Consider the following 20,380-nt stretch of genomic DNA (forward strand, 5'->3'; position numbering starts at 1 on the left):
ACCCAACACCCGAGCCGTATAAAAAAGGACCGGAGCACTGCCCCGGTCCCTTCTATGTCTCCGTTGATTTACGGGGTTCAGGCCAGCATCATCATCGGGTTTTCGAGATTGTCCTTGATCGCGTTCAAGAGTTCCGCGCCAAGGGCGCCGTCGATGACGCGGTGGTCGACGGACATGGTCACGGACATCACGGTGGCCACGGCGAGTTCGCCGTCCGCACCCACAACCGGTTTCTTCACCCCGGCGCCCACGGCGAGGATGCCTGCGTGCGGCGGGTTCACGATGGCGTCGAAATTGTCGATGCTGAACATGCCGAGGTTGGAGATTGCGAAGGAGCCGCCCTGATATTCATGCGGCGCGAGCTTGCGGTCGCGGGCGCGTTTGGCGAGATCTTTCATCTCGGTCGAGAGGGTCGATAGCGATTTGGTGTCGCTGTCCTGCAAGACCGGGGTGAACAACCCGCCCTCAATGGCGACGGCGACGGCCACATCGGAAGATTTCATCTTCAGCACGCGGTCCCCGGCCCAGACGGCATTGGCGTCCGGCACGGCCTGCAACGCCAGGGCACAGGCCTTGATGATGAAATCGTTGACCGAGAGTTTGACGCCGCGGGCCTCCAGCTGTTTGTTCAGCTCGCCGCGGAACTTCAGCAGGGCATCCAGCTGGATGTCGCGGCGCAGGTAGAAATGCGGCACGGTCTGCTTGGCCTCGGTGAGGCGGGCGGCGATGGTCTTGCGCATGCCGTCCAGCTTGACCTCTTCAAAGGTGCGGCCTTCGTACATGCGGGCGACCTGATCGGCAGAGGGGCCTGTGGAGGCCGCTGCAGCCGGGGCTGCGGCGGGTGCAGGAGTGGCGGCTGCCGGGGCTGCGGCGGCCTGGGGTTTGGCGTTTTCCACGTCGGCCTTCACGATGCGGCCACGGGGACCGGAGCCTGTGAGGGCTGCGAGGTCCAGACCCTTGTCAGCCGCGATGCGGCGCGCAAGGGGGGATGCAAAGATGCGGTTGCCATCGGCACCCTGCGGGGCTGCCGGCGCGGGTGTTGCTGCGGCAGCGGCCTGAGCGGGCGCGGGAGCAGTGTCCTCGGACGCCGCAGGGGCGGCCTCGTCTGCTGCGGCTGCAGGGGCAGCCGGGGTGGTGCCGATGTCATCGGCGCTTTCGCCCTCTTCCAGCAGCACAGCGATGGGGCTGTTGACCTTCACGCCTTCGGAGCCTTCGGGGATCAGGATCTTGCCGACCACGCCTTCGTCGACGGCCTCAAACTCCATGGTCGCCTTGTCGGTTTCGATTTCCGCCAGCAGGTCGCCGGAGGCGACAGTGTCGCCTTCCTTCACGAGCCATTTGGCGAGCGTGCCTTCCTCCATGGTGGGAGAAAGCGCGGGCATCAGGATTTCTGTGGGCATCGCTGTCTCTCCTTACCGGTAGGTCACTTGTTTCACCGCTTCGATCACCTCATCGGTGGTGACCAGCGCGTGTTTTTCGAGGTTGGCGGCATAGGGCATGGGCACATCCTTGCCGGTGCAGGTGATGACAGGAGCGTCGAGGTAGTCGAACGCCTCCTGCATCACCACGGAGGAGATGTAGCTGCCGACGGATCCCTGCGGCCAGCCTTCCTCAACGGTGACCAGACGGTTGGTTTTCATCACCGATTTGATGATGGAGCCGGTGTCCATCGGACGCAGGGTGCGCAGGTCGATGACCTCCGCGGAGATGCCGTCCTCGGCCAGTTTCTCGGCCGCTTCCAGCGCATAGGTCATGCCAATGCCGAAGGAGACGATGGTGACATCCTCGCCCTTGCGCCAGATCCGGGCCTTGCCAAAGGGCACAGTGTAGTCATCCAGCTTGGGCACATCGAAGGATTTGCCATAGAGGATCTCATTCTCGAGGAAGATCACCGGGTTGTTGTCGCGGATCGCGGTTTTCATCAGACCTTTGGCGTCGGAGGCGGAATAGGGCATTGCCACCTTCAGGCCGGGGATCTGCATGTACCAAGCGGCGTAGTCCTGGGAGTGCTGGGCGCCGACGCGGGCCGCAGCACCATTGGGGCCACGGAACACCATGGGCGCGCCCATCTGACCGCCGGACATATAGAGCGTCTTGGCGGCGGAGTTGATGATGTGGTCAATCGCCTGCATGGCGAAGTTGAAGGTCATGAACTCAACAATGGGACGCAACCCGCCAAAGGCCGCGCCAGTGGCGATCCCGGCAAAACCATGTTCGGTGATTGGGGTGTCGATCACGCGTTTGGCGCCGAATTCATCCAGCAGCCCCTGGGAGATCTTATAGGCACCCTGATATTCGGCGACTTCTTCACCCATCAGGAAGACATCATCGTCGCGGCGCATCTCTTCGGCCATGGCGTCGCGCAGCGCTTCGCGCACGGTGGTCTGCACCACCTCGGTGCCCTCTGGCCAGTCGGGGGTGTCATCCACCTCCGGTGCGGCGGGAGCCGCGGCAGCAGCCGCGGGGGCCGCGGGCGCCGAAGGTGCCTCTGCCGTCGGGGCTTCATTGCTGGCCGCCGGGGCCGGGGCGGCATCGGGGTCGTAGCTTTCGCCATCCTCCAGCAGCACGGCGATGGGGCTGTTGACCTTCACGTTTTCGGTGCCCTCGGCGATCAGGATCTTGCCGACGGTGCCTTCGTCCACCGCCTCAAACTCCATCGTGGCCTTGTCGGTTTCGATCTCGGCCAGGATATCGCCGGAATTTACGGTATCGCCCTCTTTGACCAGCCATTTGGCCAGGGTGCCTTCCTCCATGGTCGGCGACAGGGCGGGCATCAGGATTTCAGTTGCCATATCGTGTTACGTCCCCTCAGGCGGTTTCTTGCGGCAGTTCGTCCGCATAAATATCGGTCCAGAGTTCTTCGAGCGCCGGTTCCGGGCTTTCCTTGGAGAAATCTGCGGATTTGTTGACGATGTCCTTGATCTCTTTGTCGATCGCCTTGAGGTCATCCTCGGTCGCGTGCTTGCCGGTGAGCAGCATATCGCGGACCTGTTCGATGGGATCGCGTTCCTCGCGCATTTTCTGCACCTCTTCGCGGGTGCGGTACTTCGCGGGGTCGGACATGGAGTGACCACGGTAGCGGTAGGTCTTGACCTCAAGGATATAGGGGCCTTTGCCCGCGCGGCAGTGGGCGACGGCGCGTTCGCCGGCCTCTTTCACCGCCAGCACATCCATGCCGTCCACTTCTTCACCCTTGATGCCGTAGGCCTCGCCGCGTTTCCACAGGGCAGGGGATTTGGTGGAGCGCTGCACCGAGGTGCCCATGGCGTATTGGTTGTTTTCAATCACGAAAACCACCGGCAGGTCCCAGAGCTGGGCCATGTTGTAGGTCTCATAGACCTGACCCTGGTTGGCCGCGCCATCGCCGAAATAGGCAAATGTCACGCGGTCGTTGCCTTTGTATTTGTCGGAGAAGGCAAGACCTGCGCCCAAGGGCACCTGTGCGCCGACGATGCCGTGGCCGCCGTAGAAATGTTTCTCCTTGGAGAACATATGCATGGAGCCGCCCTTACCCTTGGAATAGCCGCCTTCGCGACCGGTAAGTTCCGCCATCACACCATTGGGGTCCATGCCACAGGCCAGCATATGACCGTGGTCGCGGTAGGAGGTGACGCGCTTGTCGCCGTCTTCTGCGGCGGCCTCAAGGCCAACCACAACCGCTTCCTGACCGATATAGAGGTGGCAGAAGCCGCCAATCAGACCCATGCCATAGAGCTGGCCGGCCTTTTCCTCGAATCGCCGGATCAGCAGCATCTCGCGGTAGTATTCGGTCAGCTCTTCGGCAGAAACGTTTGGTTTCTTGACACTTTTTCTCGCAGCCATAGTGGCGGGCTCCCCCTTAAGGCTAGATAGTTTAATGCTAAACTAGTTCATAATGGATTTTGTCACGTCATGCGAGTGTTATTATGACGTGCCGTCACCAAGGGGTAAAGGCGATGGGGGCTTTCGTCTCAGACGGTGGGCGAGCGCGGGGTGTTGCGCGAGGGGACATACGGGACTGTGATCCTGCGCCCAAAGGGGCAGGCGCCCGGGCCGGACCGCAAAGCAAAACGCCCGCAAGCGAGGCTGCGGGCGGTGCTACATCGTCGATTGTGCTCTGGTCAAAGAGCTGCTTAGCGGATGACAATCTCATCGGCGCGCAGCAGGCCGAGGACCGAGCGGGCCTGCTCATCCAGCAGATCCAGATCGAGGTAGTCATCCGACAGCCGGTGGGTGAGATTTTCCATCTGCGCGGTTTCGCGTTTCAGCTGGTCGAGATCCTGACGCAGCGCTTCGGCCTCGGCCTGGATCTCGACCCGCCTGAATAACCCGAAGTCCCCCTGCACAGCGGCAAAGGTGAAATACGCGCTGAGCGCAAATGCAATCGTTGAGAAAACGAATGCGCCGAGAGAGGGGCGGGTGCTTCGGGTCACGGTGGATAGCCTGTATGATCTGCTGCTCAAGTCTTGCGCCAGTTTGTCCGGCGTCTGCAACAATACTGCCACAGCCATATGGTTTGTGAAACGTAAAAATTGTTAATTTTGAACATTATCAGTCAAATTCACACCCCAACCGCGTGGCTGGGGTATGAATGGTAAACAGATGGTTAACGCCCGTCGCGGATTGTCGCGATCTTAACCTTTTGGGGCGGCGAAGGGGTCAGGTCGATGACTGACCCCGCGCCTGATTCAGCCTTCGAGGGCGGCAACGCCGGGCAGGGTCTTGCCCTCCATCCACTCCAGAAAGGCGCCGCCGGCAGTGGAAATATAGGTGAAATCATCAGCGGCCCCGGCCTGATTGAGGGCGGCCACGGTGTCACCGCCGCCTGCAACGCTGACTAGCGCGCCGGCTTTGGTGAGGCCGGCGGCCTGCTGGGCGGCGGCGTTGGTGGCCGCATCAAAAGGCGCGATCTCAAAGGCGCCCATCGGACCGTTCCAGATCAGCGTTTTGGAAGCGGCGAGCGTATCGGCGGCAGCGGCGACGGTCTGCGGGCCTGCATCGAGGATCATCGCATCGGCCGGGCAGGCGTCTGCGGCGACGGTTTCATTCTCGGCGCCTGCTTTGAATTCGCGCGCGACGACAACATCGACGGGCAGGAGGATCTGGCAGCCTTGAGCCTCTGCCTTGCTCAGGATCTCGCGGGCGGTATCGGCCATATCATGCTCACAGAGGGATTTGCCCACATCGATGCCCTGTGCCGCGAGGAAGGTGTTGGCCATGCCGCCGCCGATCACCAGATTGTCGACCTTACCCACGAGATTGCCCAGAAGTTCAAGTTTGGTGGAGACCTTGGCGCCGCCAACAACGGCAGTGACCGGGCGCTGGGGCTGGCCAAGCGCGGCTTCCAGCGCGGTGAGTTCAGCCTGCATCAGGCGACCGGCGCAGGCAGGCAGCAGGCGGGCCAGCGCCTCGGTCGAGGCATGGGCGCGGTGGGCGGCGGAAAACGCATCATTGCAGTAGATATCGCCCAGTTTCGCAATCTCTGCCGCCAGATCGGCGTCGTTCTTTTCCTCGCCCGCGTGGAAACGGGTGTTTTCCAGCAGCAGCACGCCGCCTGCGGGCAGGCCCGCAACAGCGGCATCGGCAGCAGGTCCACGACAATCGGCGACGAAGGTCACCGGCGCGCCGAATGCGGCCTCAAGTGCCGGGACCAGTGGGCGCAGCGACATCTCTGCGACGACCTTGCCCTTGGGGCGGCCAAAATGGGCCAGCAGAATTGGCGTGCCACCGGCGGCGAGGATATCCTTGATCGTGGGGGCGACGCGCTGAATGCGGGTGTCATCGGTGACGCGGCCATCCTCAACCGGGACGTTGATATCGACGCGCACCAGAACGCGTTTGCCTGCAAGGTCCATCGTGTCGAGTGCGGTCCAACCCATGGTCATATCCTTCTTTGGTCTTGGTTTGAGGCGTCGGCTGCGGAAACTGCGCCGCAGGCGGTGTTGGCGCGATGTTTCGGGGCTTTTTGCCGCCCAGTCAATGCTCCGTGACCAAAGCTCCCTTGGCAATTGCGGGCGCTGGCCTTAACTATCGGGCAAATGCAAAGAACAGGAGCGCCACATGGCCGAGATCAAAGACCCCGAAAACACCATCATCATGGAGCTGAAAGACGGCAAGGTGGTGATCGAACTGCTGCCCGACGTGGCCCCTCAGCACAGCGCGCGTATGAAAGAGCTGGCCCGTAGTGGCGAGTATGACAATGTGGCGTTTCACCGGGTGATCGATGGCTTCATGGCGCAGACCGGCGACGTGCTGCACGGCGATATGGAAGACGGGTTCAACCTGCGCATGGCGGGCACCGGTGGCTCTGATCTGCCGAATGTTCCGGCGGAATTCTCCAAGCTGCCGCATGATCGTGGCACGCTGGGGGCGGCGCGGTCGGCCAATCCGGATTCGGCCAACTCGCAGTTCTTCATCAACTTCAAGGACAACCACTTCCTGAACGGTCAGTACACCGTTTATGGCCGCGTGATCGAAGGCATGGAACATGTCGACGCCATCACCCGTGGCGAGCCGCCTGCGAACCCCGACCGCATGGTCAGCGTCAAGGTGGCCGCAGATGTATAAGCTGGCAGCCGTTTTTGCGCTAATGGCGGGTCCGGCACTGGCCAGCGGTCTGGAGATCGCGGTTGAGGGCGAGGGCGCCAATGGCACCATCAAGATCGACCTGTTTGAGGATGTGGCCCCCAAACATGTGGAGCAGATCACCGCGCTGGCTGCAGAAGGCAAATATGATGGCGTGGTGTTTCACCGCGTGATCGAAGGCTTCATGGCGCAGACCGGTGATGTGGAATTCGGCAAGCTGGGTGGCGACATGCGCCGCGCGGGCATGGGTGGTTCTGAGCGGTCGGACCTGCCGGCCGAATTCTCCGATCTGGATTTTGATCGTGGTGTGGTCGGCATGGCCCGCTCGCAGAACCCCGACAGTGCGAATTCGCAGTTCTTCATCATGTTTGCCCCCGGGCATTTCCTGAACGGTCAATATACCGTTGTGGGCAAGGTGACCGAGGGCATGGAGGTGGTTGATACCATCAAACGTGGTGGCGGTCAGAACGGCGCCGTTGTGGGCCAGCCTGACGTGATGAAAACGGTCACTGTGACTGAATAAGCCTTGGCGCGCGTGATCTGGTGATCCGCAGGAGTAATTCGAACGGCCCGTACCCTGGTGGTGCGGGCCGTTTGCTGTTTGCCGCCTGTCACGGGCTTGTGCGGTGCATGTGAGGCGGATTTGCGGCAGGCTATACGCGCGAGTGGCTGGGGGGCGATCGCGGCCGCAGGGAGGAGGCGAGAGATGACGCAGAGGGTGGCAAAACACGCATCTGTTCTGTCGGGGCTGTTTCTCTGTGCATCCCTGATGATGGCTTATGCGGATCCGGCCCAATGGGTGCGGGAGTGGCCGCAAACGGATTTCCAGCGAACATCTGTGGTGGATTGGGCGGAGATCAAATCTGGTGGGCCGCCAAAGGATGGCATTCCGGCGCTGAACGATCCGGCGTTTCACGCTGCGGCGCAGGCCAAAGGGCTGAGCCGTGCGGAACCGGTGGTGGTGCTGGATCTGCCAGGGCAGGCGGCACGGGCCTATCCGCTGCGCTATCTGATCTGGCATGAAATCGTCAACGACCGGGTGGGTGGCATGCCGGTTGCAGTGACCTATTGCCCCCTGTGCAATTCGGCGATGAGCTTTGATCGGCGGGTGGCCGGTCGCACCCTCAGTTTTGGGGTTACGGGCAAGCTGCGCCAGTCCGATATGGTGATGTATGACCGCGAGAGCGAGAGCTGGTGGCAGCAGGCCACCGGAACGGGCATCGTGGGGAAAATGACGGGCCAAGAGCTGCGGCAGCTGCCGAGCTGGCTGGACAGCTGGCAGGGGTTTCGCGCCGCCTATCCAGAGGGGCTGGTGATGGCGGAGCCGCGTCACAACCGCAGCTATGGCCGTAACCCTTATCAGGGCTATGACCGGTCGAACTGGCCGTTTCTTTATGATGGCACTCCACCACCCCATGGCATCGCTCCGCTGGCCCGCGTCGTGCGGGTGGGCGACCGAGCCTGGCCGCTGTCACGGCTGGCGGAGGCGGGTGAAATCGAAGAGGTGGGTGTGACGCTCAGCTGGCGGGCCGGGCAGGCCTCGGCGCTGGATGCGGGGCACATTGGCAAGGGGCGCGATGTCGGCTCGGTCCGGGTGCGGGGGCGTGACGGCGCTGATCTGCCGCATGATGTGATGTTTGCCTTTGCCTATCACGCCTTCTGGCCCAAGGGGCACTGGATGCTGGAGTAAGAGGCGGCGCTGTGGGCTGGGCATAAAAAAGGGCGCACCAATAAAGGCGCGCCCAAGGCCATATTCTGAGAGCGGTAACTGATCAGAACAGGAAGTTATCCGTATCCATCAACTGGTCGACGGTGGTGCCTTCAACCAGAATTGAGGCATTGGCGAAGGTGATGTGCACATTCTCACCCAGCTGCTCAAAGCCGAGATGCTCGATGCGGTTGGCGCCACGAGTGATCTGGATCAGATCCTCGCCGAGCGTGAAATCCGTGATGGTGTCATGGCCGTTGTTGCGGGCAAAGACGAATGTATCGCCGCCGCTGCCGCCGGTCAGCCGGTCATTGCCATATTGACCTATCAGCCGGTCGGCGCCATCGCTGCCAAACAGCGTGTCATGGCCGCGCCCGCCGATCAGCAGGTCATTGCCCGCATCGCCGCGCATCACATCATGGCCAGCCCCGCCACTGAGCCTGTCATGATCGGCGCCGCCGGTCAGCGTGTCATTGCCCCGTCCCCCGACAAGGCTGTCATTGCCATCGCCACCAGACAGCAGGTCACGTCCACGCCCGCCGTTGAGGCTGTCATCGCCCGACCCGCCCTCCAGCGTATCGACGCCATTCCCGGCCTTCAGCGTGTCGTTGCCCGCATTGCCGCTCAGACTGTCGTGGCCGCTGCCGCCGATCAACAGGTCATCGGCATTGTCATCCGGCCCCACGTCATTGTCGCCGCGCAGGGTGTCATTGCCCGCGCCGCCAATCAGCGTGTCACTGCCGAGGCTGCCGCGCAGATTGTCATCGCCCGCCTTGCCGGAGAGGTGATCATCATCAAGCCCACCATCAAGGAAATCGTCATTCTTGCCCCCGGAAAGCCGGTCTTCCCCGCCGCCACCCAGCAGAAAGTCCTTGCCCGTACCGCCGGTGATTGTGTCATTGCCGCCCCGGCCATGGATCATGTCTGAAACGCTGGCGTTATCTGCATTGGTGCTGATCAGGGCCTCATCCGCGCTGCCGCCTTCCTGAATGTGCAGAGTCTGATTGGTGAGCCGCACCGTTTCCACGTCAAAGAGCATGTCACGCCCTTTGGTGGTGGTCAGCAGCGCCCCGGCGCTGTCGCCAAAGGTGAAACTGTAAGTTTGAACACCGTCGCCCAGAACCAGCTCATCCTGACCGGCGCCGCCAAAAATGGTGTCATCGCCGTCGCCGGCACGGAACGTGTCATTACCGGCAAACCCATTGATCCTTTCGCCGCCGTTCCAGGCTGAGGAGATGATGTCATCCCCGGAAAGAGCCACCGCGAGCAATGCGTAGAGATCCCCATCTGCAATCATCTGCGAGGGCAGGGTAAAGCCGCTTACCGACATGATCAGCGACTGGTCATAAAACAGACCAAAGCCATTGAGCGGGCTGTCGGGGCTCAGATTGCCGCTCTCATCAAAGCTGAAGCTGCCCTGAAACACCATGACAAACGCACCATATTGCACCGCGATCTGGGTGTCTGTAGCGCTGAGAACCGCGACCTTGGTGAAATCGAAGTCACTGAAATCGAACGGCGGCGCCACATTTGACGCGGCCGTGACGAGAAGTTCTGCCATGGTCTGACCTACTGCTTGAATGCCTGATGCATCTTTTCGATGCTTTTGCGGTAAGCCTAGGCGGGAGACTTTGATCTGGGAAGGTTGCTGTTAATGAATTCTTAACCTTTGTTAAGCCTGTTGCGAAAATTCTTCACACCTGGATTGGTCGGCGTGGCCTTGACGAATAGGAAAAGGCGCACCCCTTGCGGGATACGCCTTTGATTTCGGGGATCAGTGGTCTCCGGCACAGAAGGGGCCCGACACAGAGATCAGAACAGGAAGTTGTCCGCATCCTCAATCTGCGCCAGCGTGCTGTTTTCGAGCAGGATTGTCACATCGGCAAAGGTGATCTGCACATCGGCGCCTTGGGTGGAGAAGGTCAGGTCATCCATTCCGTCGGCGCCGCGACCGATCTGGATACGGTCCTCGCCGACAGTGAAATCGGTGATGATGTCGGTGCCATAGCCGCGATGAAAGACAAATGTGTCGGCATGAGTGCCGCCGGTCAGGGTGTCATTGCCCTCTTGGCCGATCAGTCGGTCCTGCCCGCCATCGCCATAGAGACGGTCATTGCCCCGACCGCCAAGCAAGCTGTCCCAGCCGGAATTGCCGCGCAGTACATCATGACCGTTCTGCCCACGCATATTGTCGTTGCCGCCACCGCCGATAAGCTTGTCCCCATGGGAGCCACCAACGAGTGTGTCATTGCCCAGATCGCCAGCCAGCCAGTCGCGACCGGTGCCACCGAGGAGGACATCTTGCCCATCGCCGCCCTTGAGCGTGTCGTGACCCTCACCACCCAGAAGATGGTCGCTGCCGTCTTCACCCAGCAACATGTCACGCCCTGAGAGACCAGAGAGCGTATCGTTGCCGCGTCCGCCGAGCATCATGTCGCTGCTCAACTGAGCATCCCGGTCGCCGCTCAATGTACTGCTGGAACTGCTGTCGGTACGCAGCGCGAAGGTGCGATTTGCAAATTCCAGCTGTTCAATCGAATAGAGAGTGTCACGACCATCCGCTGATTCCAGCGTGACGATGCCGTAGCTCGAGGACACCGTGGCTCGACCGAAGTTGTCGTGGACGATCATACGGTCAGTGCCGCTGCCGCCGTTCAAATAGTCATTGCCAACGCCCAGACTGATGACATCGTCACCTCCGTATGCCAGCCAACGGTTTCCTTCGACCATGTTGGAGGTAATTGTATCATCGCCTGTCAGTATGGCTGCTTCCAAGGCTGCTCCGCTTGACGTGCCGAAGCGATAAAAACTCATTGAAAAATCGCTCAAGACGTAGACCGGCGTGCCATTGGAATTGACGGCCATCGACTCAATCGTCCAGAGATATGGGGAGGAGGCCGCGAAGTTGCCTGTAAGCGTGATGCTGGTGCCAGTGGGGCTGGTAAAAAACAACTGATTGACTGACCGGCTGTTCAGGCTTGCGTCGTCAAAGCCTAGGTCGCTGAAGTTATTCAGCGACAGCGTACCTGTCGGGTCATTTACGGTAAAAATAGCCATTGTCTAAAATATTTGTCCTGTTTGCGGTGGCGGTAGGCCTGATGCCTGCAAATTTACCTATTCCCTACATTCAGCAACTTATAGGTGCAAGGTCCAGCATTTCAGGTGGTGCGTCCTCCCCACGCGACGTTGCGTTCGCTTGGCCTATGTGACTTGGTGATGATATTGGATCCAAATACTCTTTTCATACACAAAAAACGCCGCAGGGCGTGACCTGCGGCGTTCGTGTTTTACCAGGGGCCCGAGGGCCGTGCGCGATTAGCTGTCGGATTTATGCGCCGCGGTGGCTGCGGAGACGGCGGCTGAGGGGGCCGGTGCCGGGGCAGCGGCGCGGGGCGCTGCGGCTTTGCCGGGGTTCAGCGGATCGTCCTGACGCTGAACGGAGCCTTCAAAATGGGCGCCGCTCTCAATCGCGATGGTTTTGTGAATGATGTCGCCTTCAACGCGGGCGGTGGAGGTCAGGCGCACCTTGAGGCCACGCACACGGCCAACGATACGGCCGTTGATCACCACGTCATCAGCGGTCACTTCGCCTTTGATGGTCGCGCTTTCACCGATGGTCAGCAGATGGGCACGGATGTCACCTTCGACGGTGCCTTCGACCTGAATGTCACCGGTGGTCTTGAGATTGCCGGTGATGTGCAGATCCGAACTGAGCACGGATGCCGGGGGCTTTGCCTTGGGGGCGGTTGCCTTGAAATCGCTGGCGGGCGGAACCGGAGCGGAAGACGGCGCAGGTGCCGCAGGGGTTGCTTCGGCCACTTTCTGGCCGGGCTCGTTGATTTTGCTCTTAGAAAACATTTCTCGCAGCCTTGATATAGATCATCGGGTTTACGGGGTTGCCATTGACCCGAACCTCATAGTGGAGGTGGGTCCCGGTGGACCGTCCGGTGTTACCCATATCACTGATGTGATCCCCGCGCGAGACCCTTTGACCGACCTTAACGCGGATGTTTGAGTTATGGGCATATTTCGTCTCAATGCCAAAGGCATGTTGAATTGTAACAAGTTTTCCGTAGCCGGATTGCCAGCCCGCGTGGGTCACAACTCCATCCGCGGTGGCGAAGATATCGGTGCCGGTGCGGCCCGCGAAATCGGATCCCTTATGCAGCCGGCGACCGCCTGTTTTGGGGTCACGGCGATAACCGAAGCCGGAGCTGCGGCGCACCAAATTCATGTTTACCGGCGAGGCAAAAGGCGCTTTCTGTGCGGCCAGGCGATAGAGGTTCAGCTTGTTCATCTGGCGCAGCAGATCATTGGCGCGCAGTTCCTCGCGGGTGGGTTCCTCACCGCGGGTGGACAGGGCTAAAGGGCTGAGCGGACCGCCCTGACCGCTGTAGCCGCGCCGCACCTGCTCCAAGATGCGGTCGGTGGGCATACCGGCGCTGCGGAACATTTTGTCCAGCGGCGCGACGGAGACTTCCATTGCCTCTTCCAGCTGACGGAAAATCTGGTCGTTGCGCTCATCCAGCAAGCGCAGTTCCAGTTCCAGCGCGTCGCGCTGTTCGAGGGCGGATTGGGCGTTGGCCTCAATCTGGTCGCGCTGTGCGGCCGTTTCAGCCAGCGCGTCGGCCATGAATTCCATCTGGACCGGGGCGCTGACGGCCATCATCTGAGCGGGGCTGTCAGCGGCGGTTTCCTGCTTTAGCGCCACCAGTGCGTCGCGTGCGGCCTCACGGTCTTTCATGGTCTGGCGCAGCGTGGTCTGGATCACCTCGATCCCGGTTTCGAGTTCCCGGCGGTGGGTTTCGGAGGCCAGCAGCTCCGATTGCATGGAGGAAATCTGTGTCAGGGCGGCGTTGAACCGTTCCTGGGCGGCCAGCGCCTCGGCGGCGCGGTCGTCGCGTTCGCTTGAGAGCGCATTGAGCCGGGCGCGGTAGGTCATCTGATCGCGTTTGGCCTGCTCACGGAAATTGCCGGAGCCGATGCTGTCCATCAGCACAATAGCGGTGGCGACAATGGACCAGGCGACCAGCAGCGCCATGCCTGCAAAGGCGAAGAGTTGGGTTTCTGAGCGGAGCCGAATGAAGCGCGTGTCTGAGTCGGACTTGAGGAACACCCGCCGTTCCGGAAAGCGGCGTTCGAGAAATGCGTGAATTTTGATTGCCAGACGTGTCCGCACACTTTGGTCCTTAGTCCTGCCCCAGTTGTGGCGCTGCGGTCCCCGGCGCTCCTCCTGCCGGTTTCATATGGACAGATCCGGTCCCATCGGAGCTGTCCTGATTGCAGTGCCAGGCCGCGTTAGCGCGCCATGGCGAAAGGGAATAGCCAGCCGGATGGGTTTGGGCAAGCCTGTTGACCCAGTGTTCGGCGGGTCCGCGCGGAAACGGCGCGGTAGCTGCTGGGATTGGACGCGAAATGAGCGAAAATTCGCCGATCTCTGTCAAGATCGACCGCATAATGATAGCGCAGGCGGGCCGTCGGCGACCGTAAAAAAGAACAGCCCGCCGATGATAGGCAGACCGATTTTATCTGTGACGGGCAAAGGTTTCGCGGCATTATCGGGGCCTGGTTGTGGCCCGTCGGGGTTAGCGCAGTGCCGGTGGTTTGACAGGAATTTCATCCGCCAGTGGCCAGTAGAAATCTGGCGGGATGCCGGCCTCGGCGCGCTTTTCCTCGTTAAAGGGCGGTTTCAGATGGCCGTGGAAATATCTGCCCACGAGGTCATGAAACACCTCCTTCGGGTCCAGATTGTCGCGCCCGCAGAGGAAGTGGAACCATTTCGAGCCATAGGCCACATGGCTGACTTCCTCTGCGTAGATCACCTCCAGCGCCTCAACCGCCTGGGTGAGCTTTGCCTTGCGGAAAACCTCAATCATGCCGGGGGTGACGTCCAGCCCGCGGGCCTCAAGCACCATGGGTACGACGGCGAGGCGGCCCATCAGATCCTCGGCGGTGTCTTCAGCGGCGCGCCACATGCCGGCATGGGCCGGCAGTTCACCATAATGGCTGCCCAAGGCCTCAAGACAGTCGCACATCAGGTTGAAATGTTTGGATTCTTCATCCGCCGCTTTGACCCAATCGTCAAAGAACCCAAGCGGCATTGGCACATGTGAGAAGCGCGCAATGATATCCCAGTGCAGGTCAACCGCATTCAGTTCAATATGGGCGACGGCATGCAGCAGCGCCTTGCGCCCGGCCTCGGATCCGGGGCGGCGGCGGGGCACATCGCGTGGGTTCAGCAGTTCAGGTCTGTCGGGGCGCGCGGGGTGCAGCGGCGGGTTGGCAGTGCCGACCTCGATCTTTGCCGCATCACCTGCGCGATAGGCAAACCAGTGCGCGGCGTGGCGGCGCGACAGCGCGGTCTTCTCGCGCCCGTCAGCGGTGGTCAGCACCTGCTGCGCCATTTGCGCAAGGCTGAGCGGGTTGTCAGGGCTGTCTGCGTTGATCTCTGGGGCGTCGCTGGTCATCTTCGCGGATCCGTTTCGGGGTGGGCTGTTTGTGGCCATTCCCTGCCACCGGGCACGCCGACCTGCAAGCGGATAGGCAGCCCTGCGCCCGGTCAAGGGCGCATATGCAGGGCCACCTGAATGGCGATCAGAGCGCCTTAGCAGCCTCCAGCACCTCGGCGACATGGCCGTCGACCTTCACTTTGCGCCAGATCTGGGCGATTTTACCTTCGGCATCAATGAGGAAGGTCGAGCGCTCGATCCCCCAGTGTTTTTTGCCGTACATGTTCTTTTCTTTCCAGACGCCATAGTCCTCGCAGGCGGTGCCATCGGCATCGGAGAGCAGCGGCGTGGTCAGGCTGTGTTTGGCGACGAATTTATCGTGTTTGGCAACCGGATCCTTGGAGATGCCGTAAACTGCGGCACCAGCATCGGCAAAGGCTTGCAGGTGTTCGGAAAATCCGATGGATTCCTTGGTGCAGCCCGGAGTATCATCGCGGGGGTAAAAGAACAGCACGACGGCCTTGCCGCGCAGCTCCTCCAACGTCACGGTGCCGCCGCCATCGCGGGGCAGGTTAAAGGAGGGTGCGGGGTCTGAGGGGGCGAGCATAAATCGAGGTCTCCAAAACGGTTTCGCAGGGTTTGCGTGACATAGTTAGGCCATCACAGGCAAAGGGAAAGCAAGGATTAAACCAGCCTCACCCACAGCGGTGGATCCTGAACAGGAGCCATCTTCCTCTGCGCCGGTGGATGCCGCGCAGGATGTCGGGCCCATTGGGGCAGCGGCTGCGGAGGGTGTGGCTGTTGCAAAGGCGGTGCCGCCGCCGGAGGATGTGGTGTTTTTCGGCCCGGATGAGGAGGTGCCGGAGGTGACAGAGGCGCCCGAAGGGCAAGAGGCTGAGGCCGAGCGCAGAATGCGGGACGAGGCGGTGCCGCTACCGGGGCCACAACCGTCCGATGGCATTTCTGCCGGCGATCTAGTCAAGCCTACTGAGGAGGATGCAGACCCAGTGGCTGCTTCCGCGCCACAACCCGCGCCGGATGCCAGAACAAAACCAAAATCCCGCATCCTGCGCCGGATGCTGCGCAGTGCAACCATCACCGCTGTGGTTCTGGCGATGCTGGCGGGTGCTGTGGTGTTCCTGGGGCTGGGGACGCGGTTTGACGCGCCGGATTGGCTGCGCGACCGGGTGGAGCGGCGAATTGAGCGGCATCTGGGCGGGTTGAGCATTGAATTCGGGGCCATTCATCTGGTGGTGAACCGGGGCTGGCGGCCCCGTATCAGCCTGCGTGATGTAACCCTGCGCGATGAAACCGGCGCGCGGGTGGCGCGGCTGGCGGATGCGCAGGCCTCGCTGGCGATGCGACCGCTGCTGCGGGGGCAGATCCGCCCCAAGACCATCATGCTAAGCGGGCTTTATGGCACCCTCAGGCGGGACAACAGCGGCGGTCTGGCGCTGAGCCTGGCCGAGGGGGAGGCACCGCTGCGGCAGGCCGCCACCCTGCCGGCGCTGATTGAGCAATGGGACAGCCAGCTGGAGCTGCCGGTGCTGTCGGCGCTGGTCGAGGTTGAGACCGAGGCGCTGACCTTGCGCTACGAGGATGCGCGTTTGGGGCGGGTCTGGACGCTGGATGGCGGCAGTATTCGTATGAACCGCAGCGGTCAGGATATCGAACTGGCGGCTGGGTTCTCACTGCTGAGCGGGCGCGATTATGTTGGCACGGTTGAGGCGAACTACAGCTCTGCGATTGGCGACAAGGCGGCAGAATTTGGCGTGCTGGTCAATTCTGTGGCCAGCAAGGATATTGCCGCACAGAGTGCGGCCCTCGGCTGGTTGGACGTGCTGGACGCGCCGATCTCAGGCTCCCTGCGCGGCGCGATCCGCAGTGATGGCGCGTTACTGCCGGTGTCAGCCAGCCTGCAGATTGGCGAGGGGGTGATCCAGCCCACCGCCGCCACCCGGCCGGTGCCGATTACCGGCGCGCAGAGCTATTTCACCTATCTGCCGGACCGCCAGGAGCTGCGCTTTAACGAGCTGTCGGTGAACAGTGGCTGGGGCTCCGGCACCATGGAGGGGCGGGCGCGTCTGATCGGGGTGGAAAACGGCCAACTGACGGATCTGGTGGGGCAGCTGCGGTTTCAGGACCTGAGCCTTAACCCCGCGAAACTCTATGATACGCCGCTGGATCTGGCCGGGGTGACAGCGGATTTTAAGCTGGAGATGGCCCCGTTCCGCCTGCGACTGGGCGAGATGCTGGTGCGAGACGGGGACACGCGGATCCTGCTGGACGGCGAAATTTCTGCCGGGCAGGCGGGCTGGGACTATGCGCTGAACGGGCGGGCCAATGGCATGTCGGCTGACCGGTTGAAGGAGGTCTGGCCGGTGGCCGCACCGCCAAAACCGCGCGAATGGGTGCGCGAGAATCTGCTGGCGGGCTATGCGCGCGATGTGAATTTTGCCATGCGTGGCAGCGGAACGGCGAAACCCTTTGTCTATCTGGATCTGGCGTTTGAAGATGCGGCGGTGAAATTCCAGAAATCGCTGCCGCCGCTGCGCGAGGCCGCCGGGCAGTTCAGCCTCTATGGCAACCGGTTGGTAGTCATGGCGACGAAGGGTTGGGTAACGGCGGATCAGGGCGGCCGCGTCGACGCGGCGGGCACTTCCTTCATTATCCCCGATACCTCGGTGAAGGATGGCGCGCCGGGAATTGCCCGGATTGAGGCTGCGGGGCCGGTGACGGCGGCACTGTCGCTGCTCAACCGTCCGCCGTTGTCGGTGATGGATAAGGCGGATCTACCGGTGGATCTGGCCTCCGGTCAGGTGGCACTGAGCGGCACGCTGTCCCTGCCGCTGCGCAAGGGGGTCACACCTGAAGAGATCACCTATCACTATACAGGTCGGATCCGCGATGCAGCCAGTGATGTGCTGGTGCCGGGGGAGAGCCTCTCGGCAGAGGTGCTGAGGCTGAGCGGCGATCAGGACCACGTGCAGATCGAAGGAGACGGCGCGCTGTCGGGGGTGCCGGGGAGCCTGATCTGGCGGCAGGCCGTGGGTCCGGCAGCGGAGCGGGCTATTGCCGCGGCGGCGGGTCAGGCACCGCCGGTGCGGGTCAAAGGCACAATTGAGCTGTCGCAGGACACTGTTGATACCCTTGGCATTGGCTTGCCGAAGGGGTCGGTCTTTGGTCGCGGTGAGGGCCGCTATGACGTGGTGATCAACAAGGGCGCGGCGCCGAAGCTGACCTTGGAGAGCGATCTGGCGGGGCTTGGTCTGCGGATTCCGGCGCTGAGCTGGCGGTTGAGCGAGGCGGGCACGGGGCGGCTGCAACTAAGCGCGCTATTGGGGGAGACCCCGCAGGTGGAGGCGCTCACGCTTGAGGGGGCGGGGCTGCGGGCATCGGGTCGGGTGACGCTTCAGCCCGGCGGCGGTCTGGAGCGGGCTCGGTTCGATCAGGTTGAGCTGCGCAACTGGTTCCGTGGCACGGTCGAACTGGTCGGGCGCGGCAGTCGTGCGCCTGCAATCAACGTGCTGAACGGGGTGCTGGATCTGCGACAAATGCCGGACGGATCCGGTGGCAGTGGCAGCAGCGGTGGCAGCTCCGGGGGAGCGGGCCCGATCACGCTACAACTGGACCGGATGCAGGTCACTGATAGTATTGCGCTCACCGGCTTTGGTGGGCGGTTTTCCACCACGGGTGGGTTGAATGGCAACTTTACCGCCGCGCTGAACGGACAGACCGGCGTTAGCGGTGTGGTGGTGCCGAAGGATGGCGGTTTTGCCACCCGGATCCAGTCAGAGGATGCAGGCGGGGTGTTCCGCGCGGCGGGTGTGTTGCGGCATGGGTCAGGCGGAACGTTTGATATGTCGCTGGTGCCTGCCCCCGGCGCGCCCGGTGAGTATGACGGCCAGATTGAAGTAAGGAACACACGTATCAAGGACGCGCCATCAATGGCGGCGCTGCTCAATGCAGTGAGCGTGGTTGGGCTGATTGATGCGCTGGCCGGACAGGGCATTTTGTTCACCACAGTAGAGGCGAAGTTCCGGCTGGGGGCGACCCATCTGATCGTCCATGAGAGCAGCGCGGTGGGACCGTCGATTGGTCTCTCCATGGATGGTAATTATGATCTGGAACGCAGCGTGCTGAACATGCGGGGGGTCATCTCACCGATCTATTTGCTCAATGCGGTGGGTCGGGTGTTCACCCGCAAGGGTGAGGGGCTGATTGGCTTTGCCTTCACCTTGAAGGGGGCGGCGGATGATCCGCGCGTACAGGTAAACCCGCTGTCGGGACTGGCACCGGGGATTTTCCGCGAACTGTTTCGAGGTCCGGCGCCGAGACTGCCGGGGGAGGACCCCCCCAGCACCGTGGTGCCACGGGCCGAGCGTGACCGACCAAGCTATTCTGTCTCTCCGGGTGAGGATCGCTGAGATCAGCGGTTTGCAGCAGGGGCTGCGCGCGGCGGGAAAACCTGTTGGCCAAGTGCGGCGCAACCGCCTATATCGCAGCTTATGAAACTCAGTGATTTTGACTTCGACCTCCCCGATGACCGCATCGCAACCCGCCCGGCGGTGCCGCGCAGTTCTGCGCGGCTCTTGGTGGCGGAGGGTGACCATATCAGCGATGCCCGCGTGGCCAATCTGGGCCAGTGGCTGCGGCCCGGCGACCGGCTGGTGCTGAATGATACCAAGGTGATCCCCGCGCGCCTCAGCGGGTTGCGCCACCGCGACACCGCACAGGGGCCGATGGCGGCGAAGGTAGAGGTGACGCTGCTGGATCCGGGTGCCGATGGCAGCTGGGCGGCGCTGTTGAAGCCGTTGAAGAAGGTCAAGCTGGGCGAGGAGATCATTTTCTCCGATGCGCTGAGCGCGACACTGGAGCGGATTGAGGACGGGCAGGGCCATCTCAAGTTCAATCTGAGTGGGACCGATTTTGATGCCGCCTTGGCTGAAGCCGGCGCGATGCCTCTGCCGCCTTATATCGCAGCCAAACGGCCCGCGGATGAGCAGGATAAGACCGACTATCAGACCGTCTGGGCGCGCAACTCAGGCGCGGTGGCAGCCCCTACGGCATCCTTGCATTTTGACGATGCGCTCTTGGCGGAACTGCAGGCCAAGGGGGTCGAGATCAGCTATGTGACGCTGCATGTGGGCGCAGGGACCTTTCTGCCAGTGAAGGTGGAGGATGTGACCACGCACCGGATGCATGCCGAATGGGGCCGCGTCAGCGCTGAGGCGGCAGCGGAAATCGCTGCGACCAAGGCGGCAGGCGGGCGGGTGATTCCGGTTGGCACCACGGCGCTGCGTCTGATCGAAAGTGCGGGTCAGTCGGGTGCGATCCAGCCCTGGGAGGGGGATACGGATATCTTTATCTATCCCGGCTTCACCTTCCATGTGGCGGATGCGCTGATGACCAATTTCCATCTGCCGAAATCGACGCTGCTGATGCTGGTGTCGGCGCTGATGGGACAGGACCGAATCCGGGCGATTTATGATCATGCCCTGGCTGAGGACTACCGGTTCTTTTCCTATGGTGATGCGTCGCTTTTGATCCCGCCGATGGCGGAGATGTCGCAGACCTGAGGCGCAATTTCAGCGAGAAACCGTATTCACCGGCCTGACCTAAAGTTGGGCCGGGCAGTGTTGTCACCGGGTCTGCGATG

General features: G+C 61.9%; 16 protein-coding genes. 5 read left to right on the top strand and 11 right to left on the bottom strand.

The genetic code is table 11. The annotated features are described in order from the left end of the window. Positions 1-77: 77 nt before the first annotated feature. From GAL_RS07640 to GAL_RS07660, 5 genes are all read right to left on the bottom strand, one after another. Positions 78-1,400: a pyruvate dehydrogenase complex dihydrolipoamide acetyltransferase gene (locus tag GAL_RS07640; protein WP_024097008.1), complete on the bottom strand. Its 1,323-nt coding sequence runs from the start codon at positions 1,398-1,400 to the stop codon at positions 78-80. Between the two features lie 12 nt (positions 1,401-1,412). Next, positions 1,413-2,792, bottom strand: a complete 1,380-nt coding sequence (locus GAL_RS07645) for a pyruvate dehydrogenase complex E1 component subunit beta (protein ID WP_024097009.1) — start codon at positions 2,790-2,792, stop codon at positions 1,413-1,415. A 16-nt stretch (positions 2,793-2,808) separates the two neighbouring features. Continuing rightward, positions 2,809-3,822 carry a pyruvate dehydrogenase (acetyl-transferring) E1 component subunit alpha gene (gene pdhA, locus GAL_RS07650; protein ID WP_024097010.1) on the bottom strand — a complete coding sequence of 338 codons (1,014 nt, stop codon included), beginning with the start codon at positions 3,820-3,822 and terminating at the stop codon, positions 2,809-2,811. A 290-nt stretch (positions 3,823-4,112) separates the two neighbouring features. After that, positions 4,113-4,412, bottom strand: coding sequence for an FtsB family cell division protein (locus GAL_RS07655; protein WP_040104009.1), 300 nt, complete (start codon positions 4,410-4,412; stop codon positions 4,113-4,115). 255 nt (positions 4,413-4,667) lie between these two features. Continuing rightward, positions 4,668-5,858, bottom strand: a complete 1,191-nt coding sequence (locus GAL_RS07660; RefSeq protein WP_024097012.1) for a phosphoglycerate kinase — start codon at positions 5,856-5,858, stop codon at positions 4,668-4,670. A 181-nt stretch (positions 5,859-6,039) separates the two neighbouring features. Between GAL_RS07660 and GAL_RS07665 the strand changes: the two genes are divergently transcribed. The 3 genes from GAL_RS07665 (at position 6,040) to GAL_RS07675 (ending at position 8,254) form a co-directional block, all read left to right on the top strand. Then, entirely contained in the window at positions 6,040-6,546 is a 507-nt protein-coding gene (locus GAL_RS07665; RefSeq protein ID WP_024097013.1) for a peptidylprolyl isomerase, read from the top strand. Beyond that, positions 6,539-7,087 (top strand): peptidylprolyl isomerase, encoded by a 549-nt coding sequence (locus GAL_RS07670; RefSeq protein WP_024097014.1) that lies wholly within the window; start codon positions 6,539-6,541, stop codon positions 7,085-7,087. Before GAL_RS07665 ends, GAL_RS07670 begins: the two co-directional genes overlap by 8 nt. Before the next feature lie 246 nt (positions 7,088-7,333). Continuing rightward, complete coding sequence (locus GAL_RS07675; RefSeq protein WP_407674848.1) at positions 7,334-8,254, top strand: DUF3179 domain-containing protein; 921 nt, start codon at positions 7,334-7,336, stop codon at positions 8,252-8,254. Between the two features lie 82 nt (positions 8,255-8,336). Here GAL_RS07675 and GAL_RS07680 read toward each other — a convergent pair whose 3' ends face one another. From GAL_RS07680 to GAL_RS07705, 6 genes are all read right to left on the bottom strand, one after another. Beyond that, entirely contained in the window at positions 8,337-9,833 is a 1,497-nt protein-coding gene (locus GAL_RS07680; RefSeq protein WP_024097016.1) for a calcium-binding protein, read from the bottom strand. Positions 9,834-10,084: 251 nt separating this feature from the next. Continuing rightward, positions 10,085-11,329 carry a calcium-binding protein gene (locus GAL_RS07685; RefSeq protein ID WP_024097017.1) on the bottom strand — a complete coding sequence of 415 codons (1,245 nt, stop codon included), beginning with the start codon at positions 11,327-11,329 and terminating at the stop codon, positions 10,085-10,087. A 258-nt stretch (positions 11,330-11,587) separates the two neighbouring features. Next, positions 11,588-12,130: a bactofilin family protein gene (locus GAL_RS07690; protein ID WP_024097018.1), complete on the bottom strand. Its 543-nt coding sequence runs from the start codon at positions 12,128-12,130 to the stop codon at positions 11,588-11,590. After that, positions 12,120-13,451, bottom strand: coding sequence for a M23 family metallopeptidase (locus GAL_RS07695; RefSeq protein WP_024097019.1), 1,332 nt, complete (start codon positions 13,449-13,451; stop codon positions 12,120-12,122). The genes GAL_RS07690 and GAL_RS07695 overlap by 11 nt, the downstream gene beginning before the upstream one ends. Positions 13,452-13,857: 406 nt before the next feature. After that, the gene (locus GAL_RS07700; protein WP_024097020.1) at positions 13,858-14,739 is read right to left on the bottom strand and encodes a ferritin-like domain-containing protein; all 882 of its coding nucleotides are present in this window, start codon (positions 14,737-14,739) and stop codon (positions 13,858-13,860) included. A 127-nt stretch (positions 14,740-14,866) separates the two neighbouring features. Next, complete coding sequence (locus tag GAL_RS07705; RefSeq protein ID WP_024097021.1) at positions 14,867-15,328, bottom strand: peroxiredoxin; 462 nt, start codon at positions 15,326-15,328, stop codon at positions 14,867-14,869. Positions 15,329-15,428: 100 nt separating this feature from the next. On the opposite strand from GAL_RS07705, the gene GAL_RS07710 reads away from it, so the two are divergent. Both GAL_RS07710 and queA read left to right on the top strand, forming a co-directional pair. Continuing rightward, positions 15,429-19,148: a YhdP family protein gene (locus GAL_RS07710; protein ID WP_024097022.1), complete on the top strand. Its 3,720-nt coding sequence runs from the start codon at positions 15,429-15,431 to the stop codon at positions 19,146-19,148. A gap of 81 nt (positions 19,149-19,229) precedes the next feature. Further along, complete coding sequence (gene queA / locus GAL_RS07715) at positions 19,230-20,300, top strand: tRNA preQ1(34) S-adenosylmethionine ribosyltransferase-isomerase QueA (RefSeq protein WP_024097023.1); 1,071 nt, start codon at positions 19,230-19,232, stop codon at positions 20,298-20,300. Positions 20,301-20,380: the final 80 nt, after the last annotated feature.

Origin of the sequence: Phaeobacter gallaeciensis DSM 26640 (genome assembly GCF_000511385.1) — a bacterium.
Classification (GTDB): Bacteria; Pseudomonadota; Alphaproteobacteria; order Rhodobacterales; family Rhodobacteraceae; genus Phaeobacter; species Phaeobacter gallaeciensis.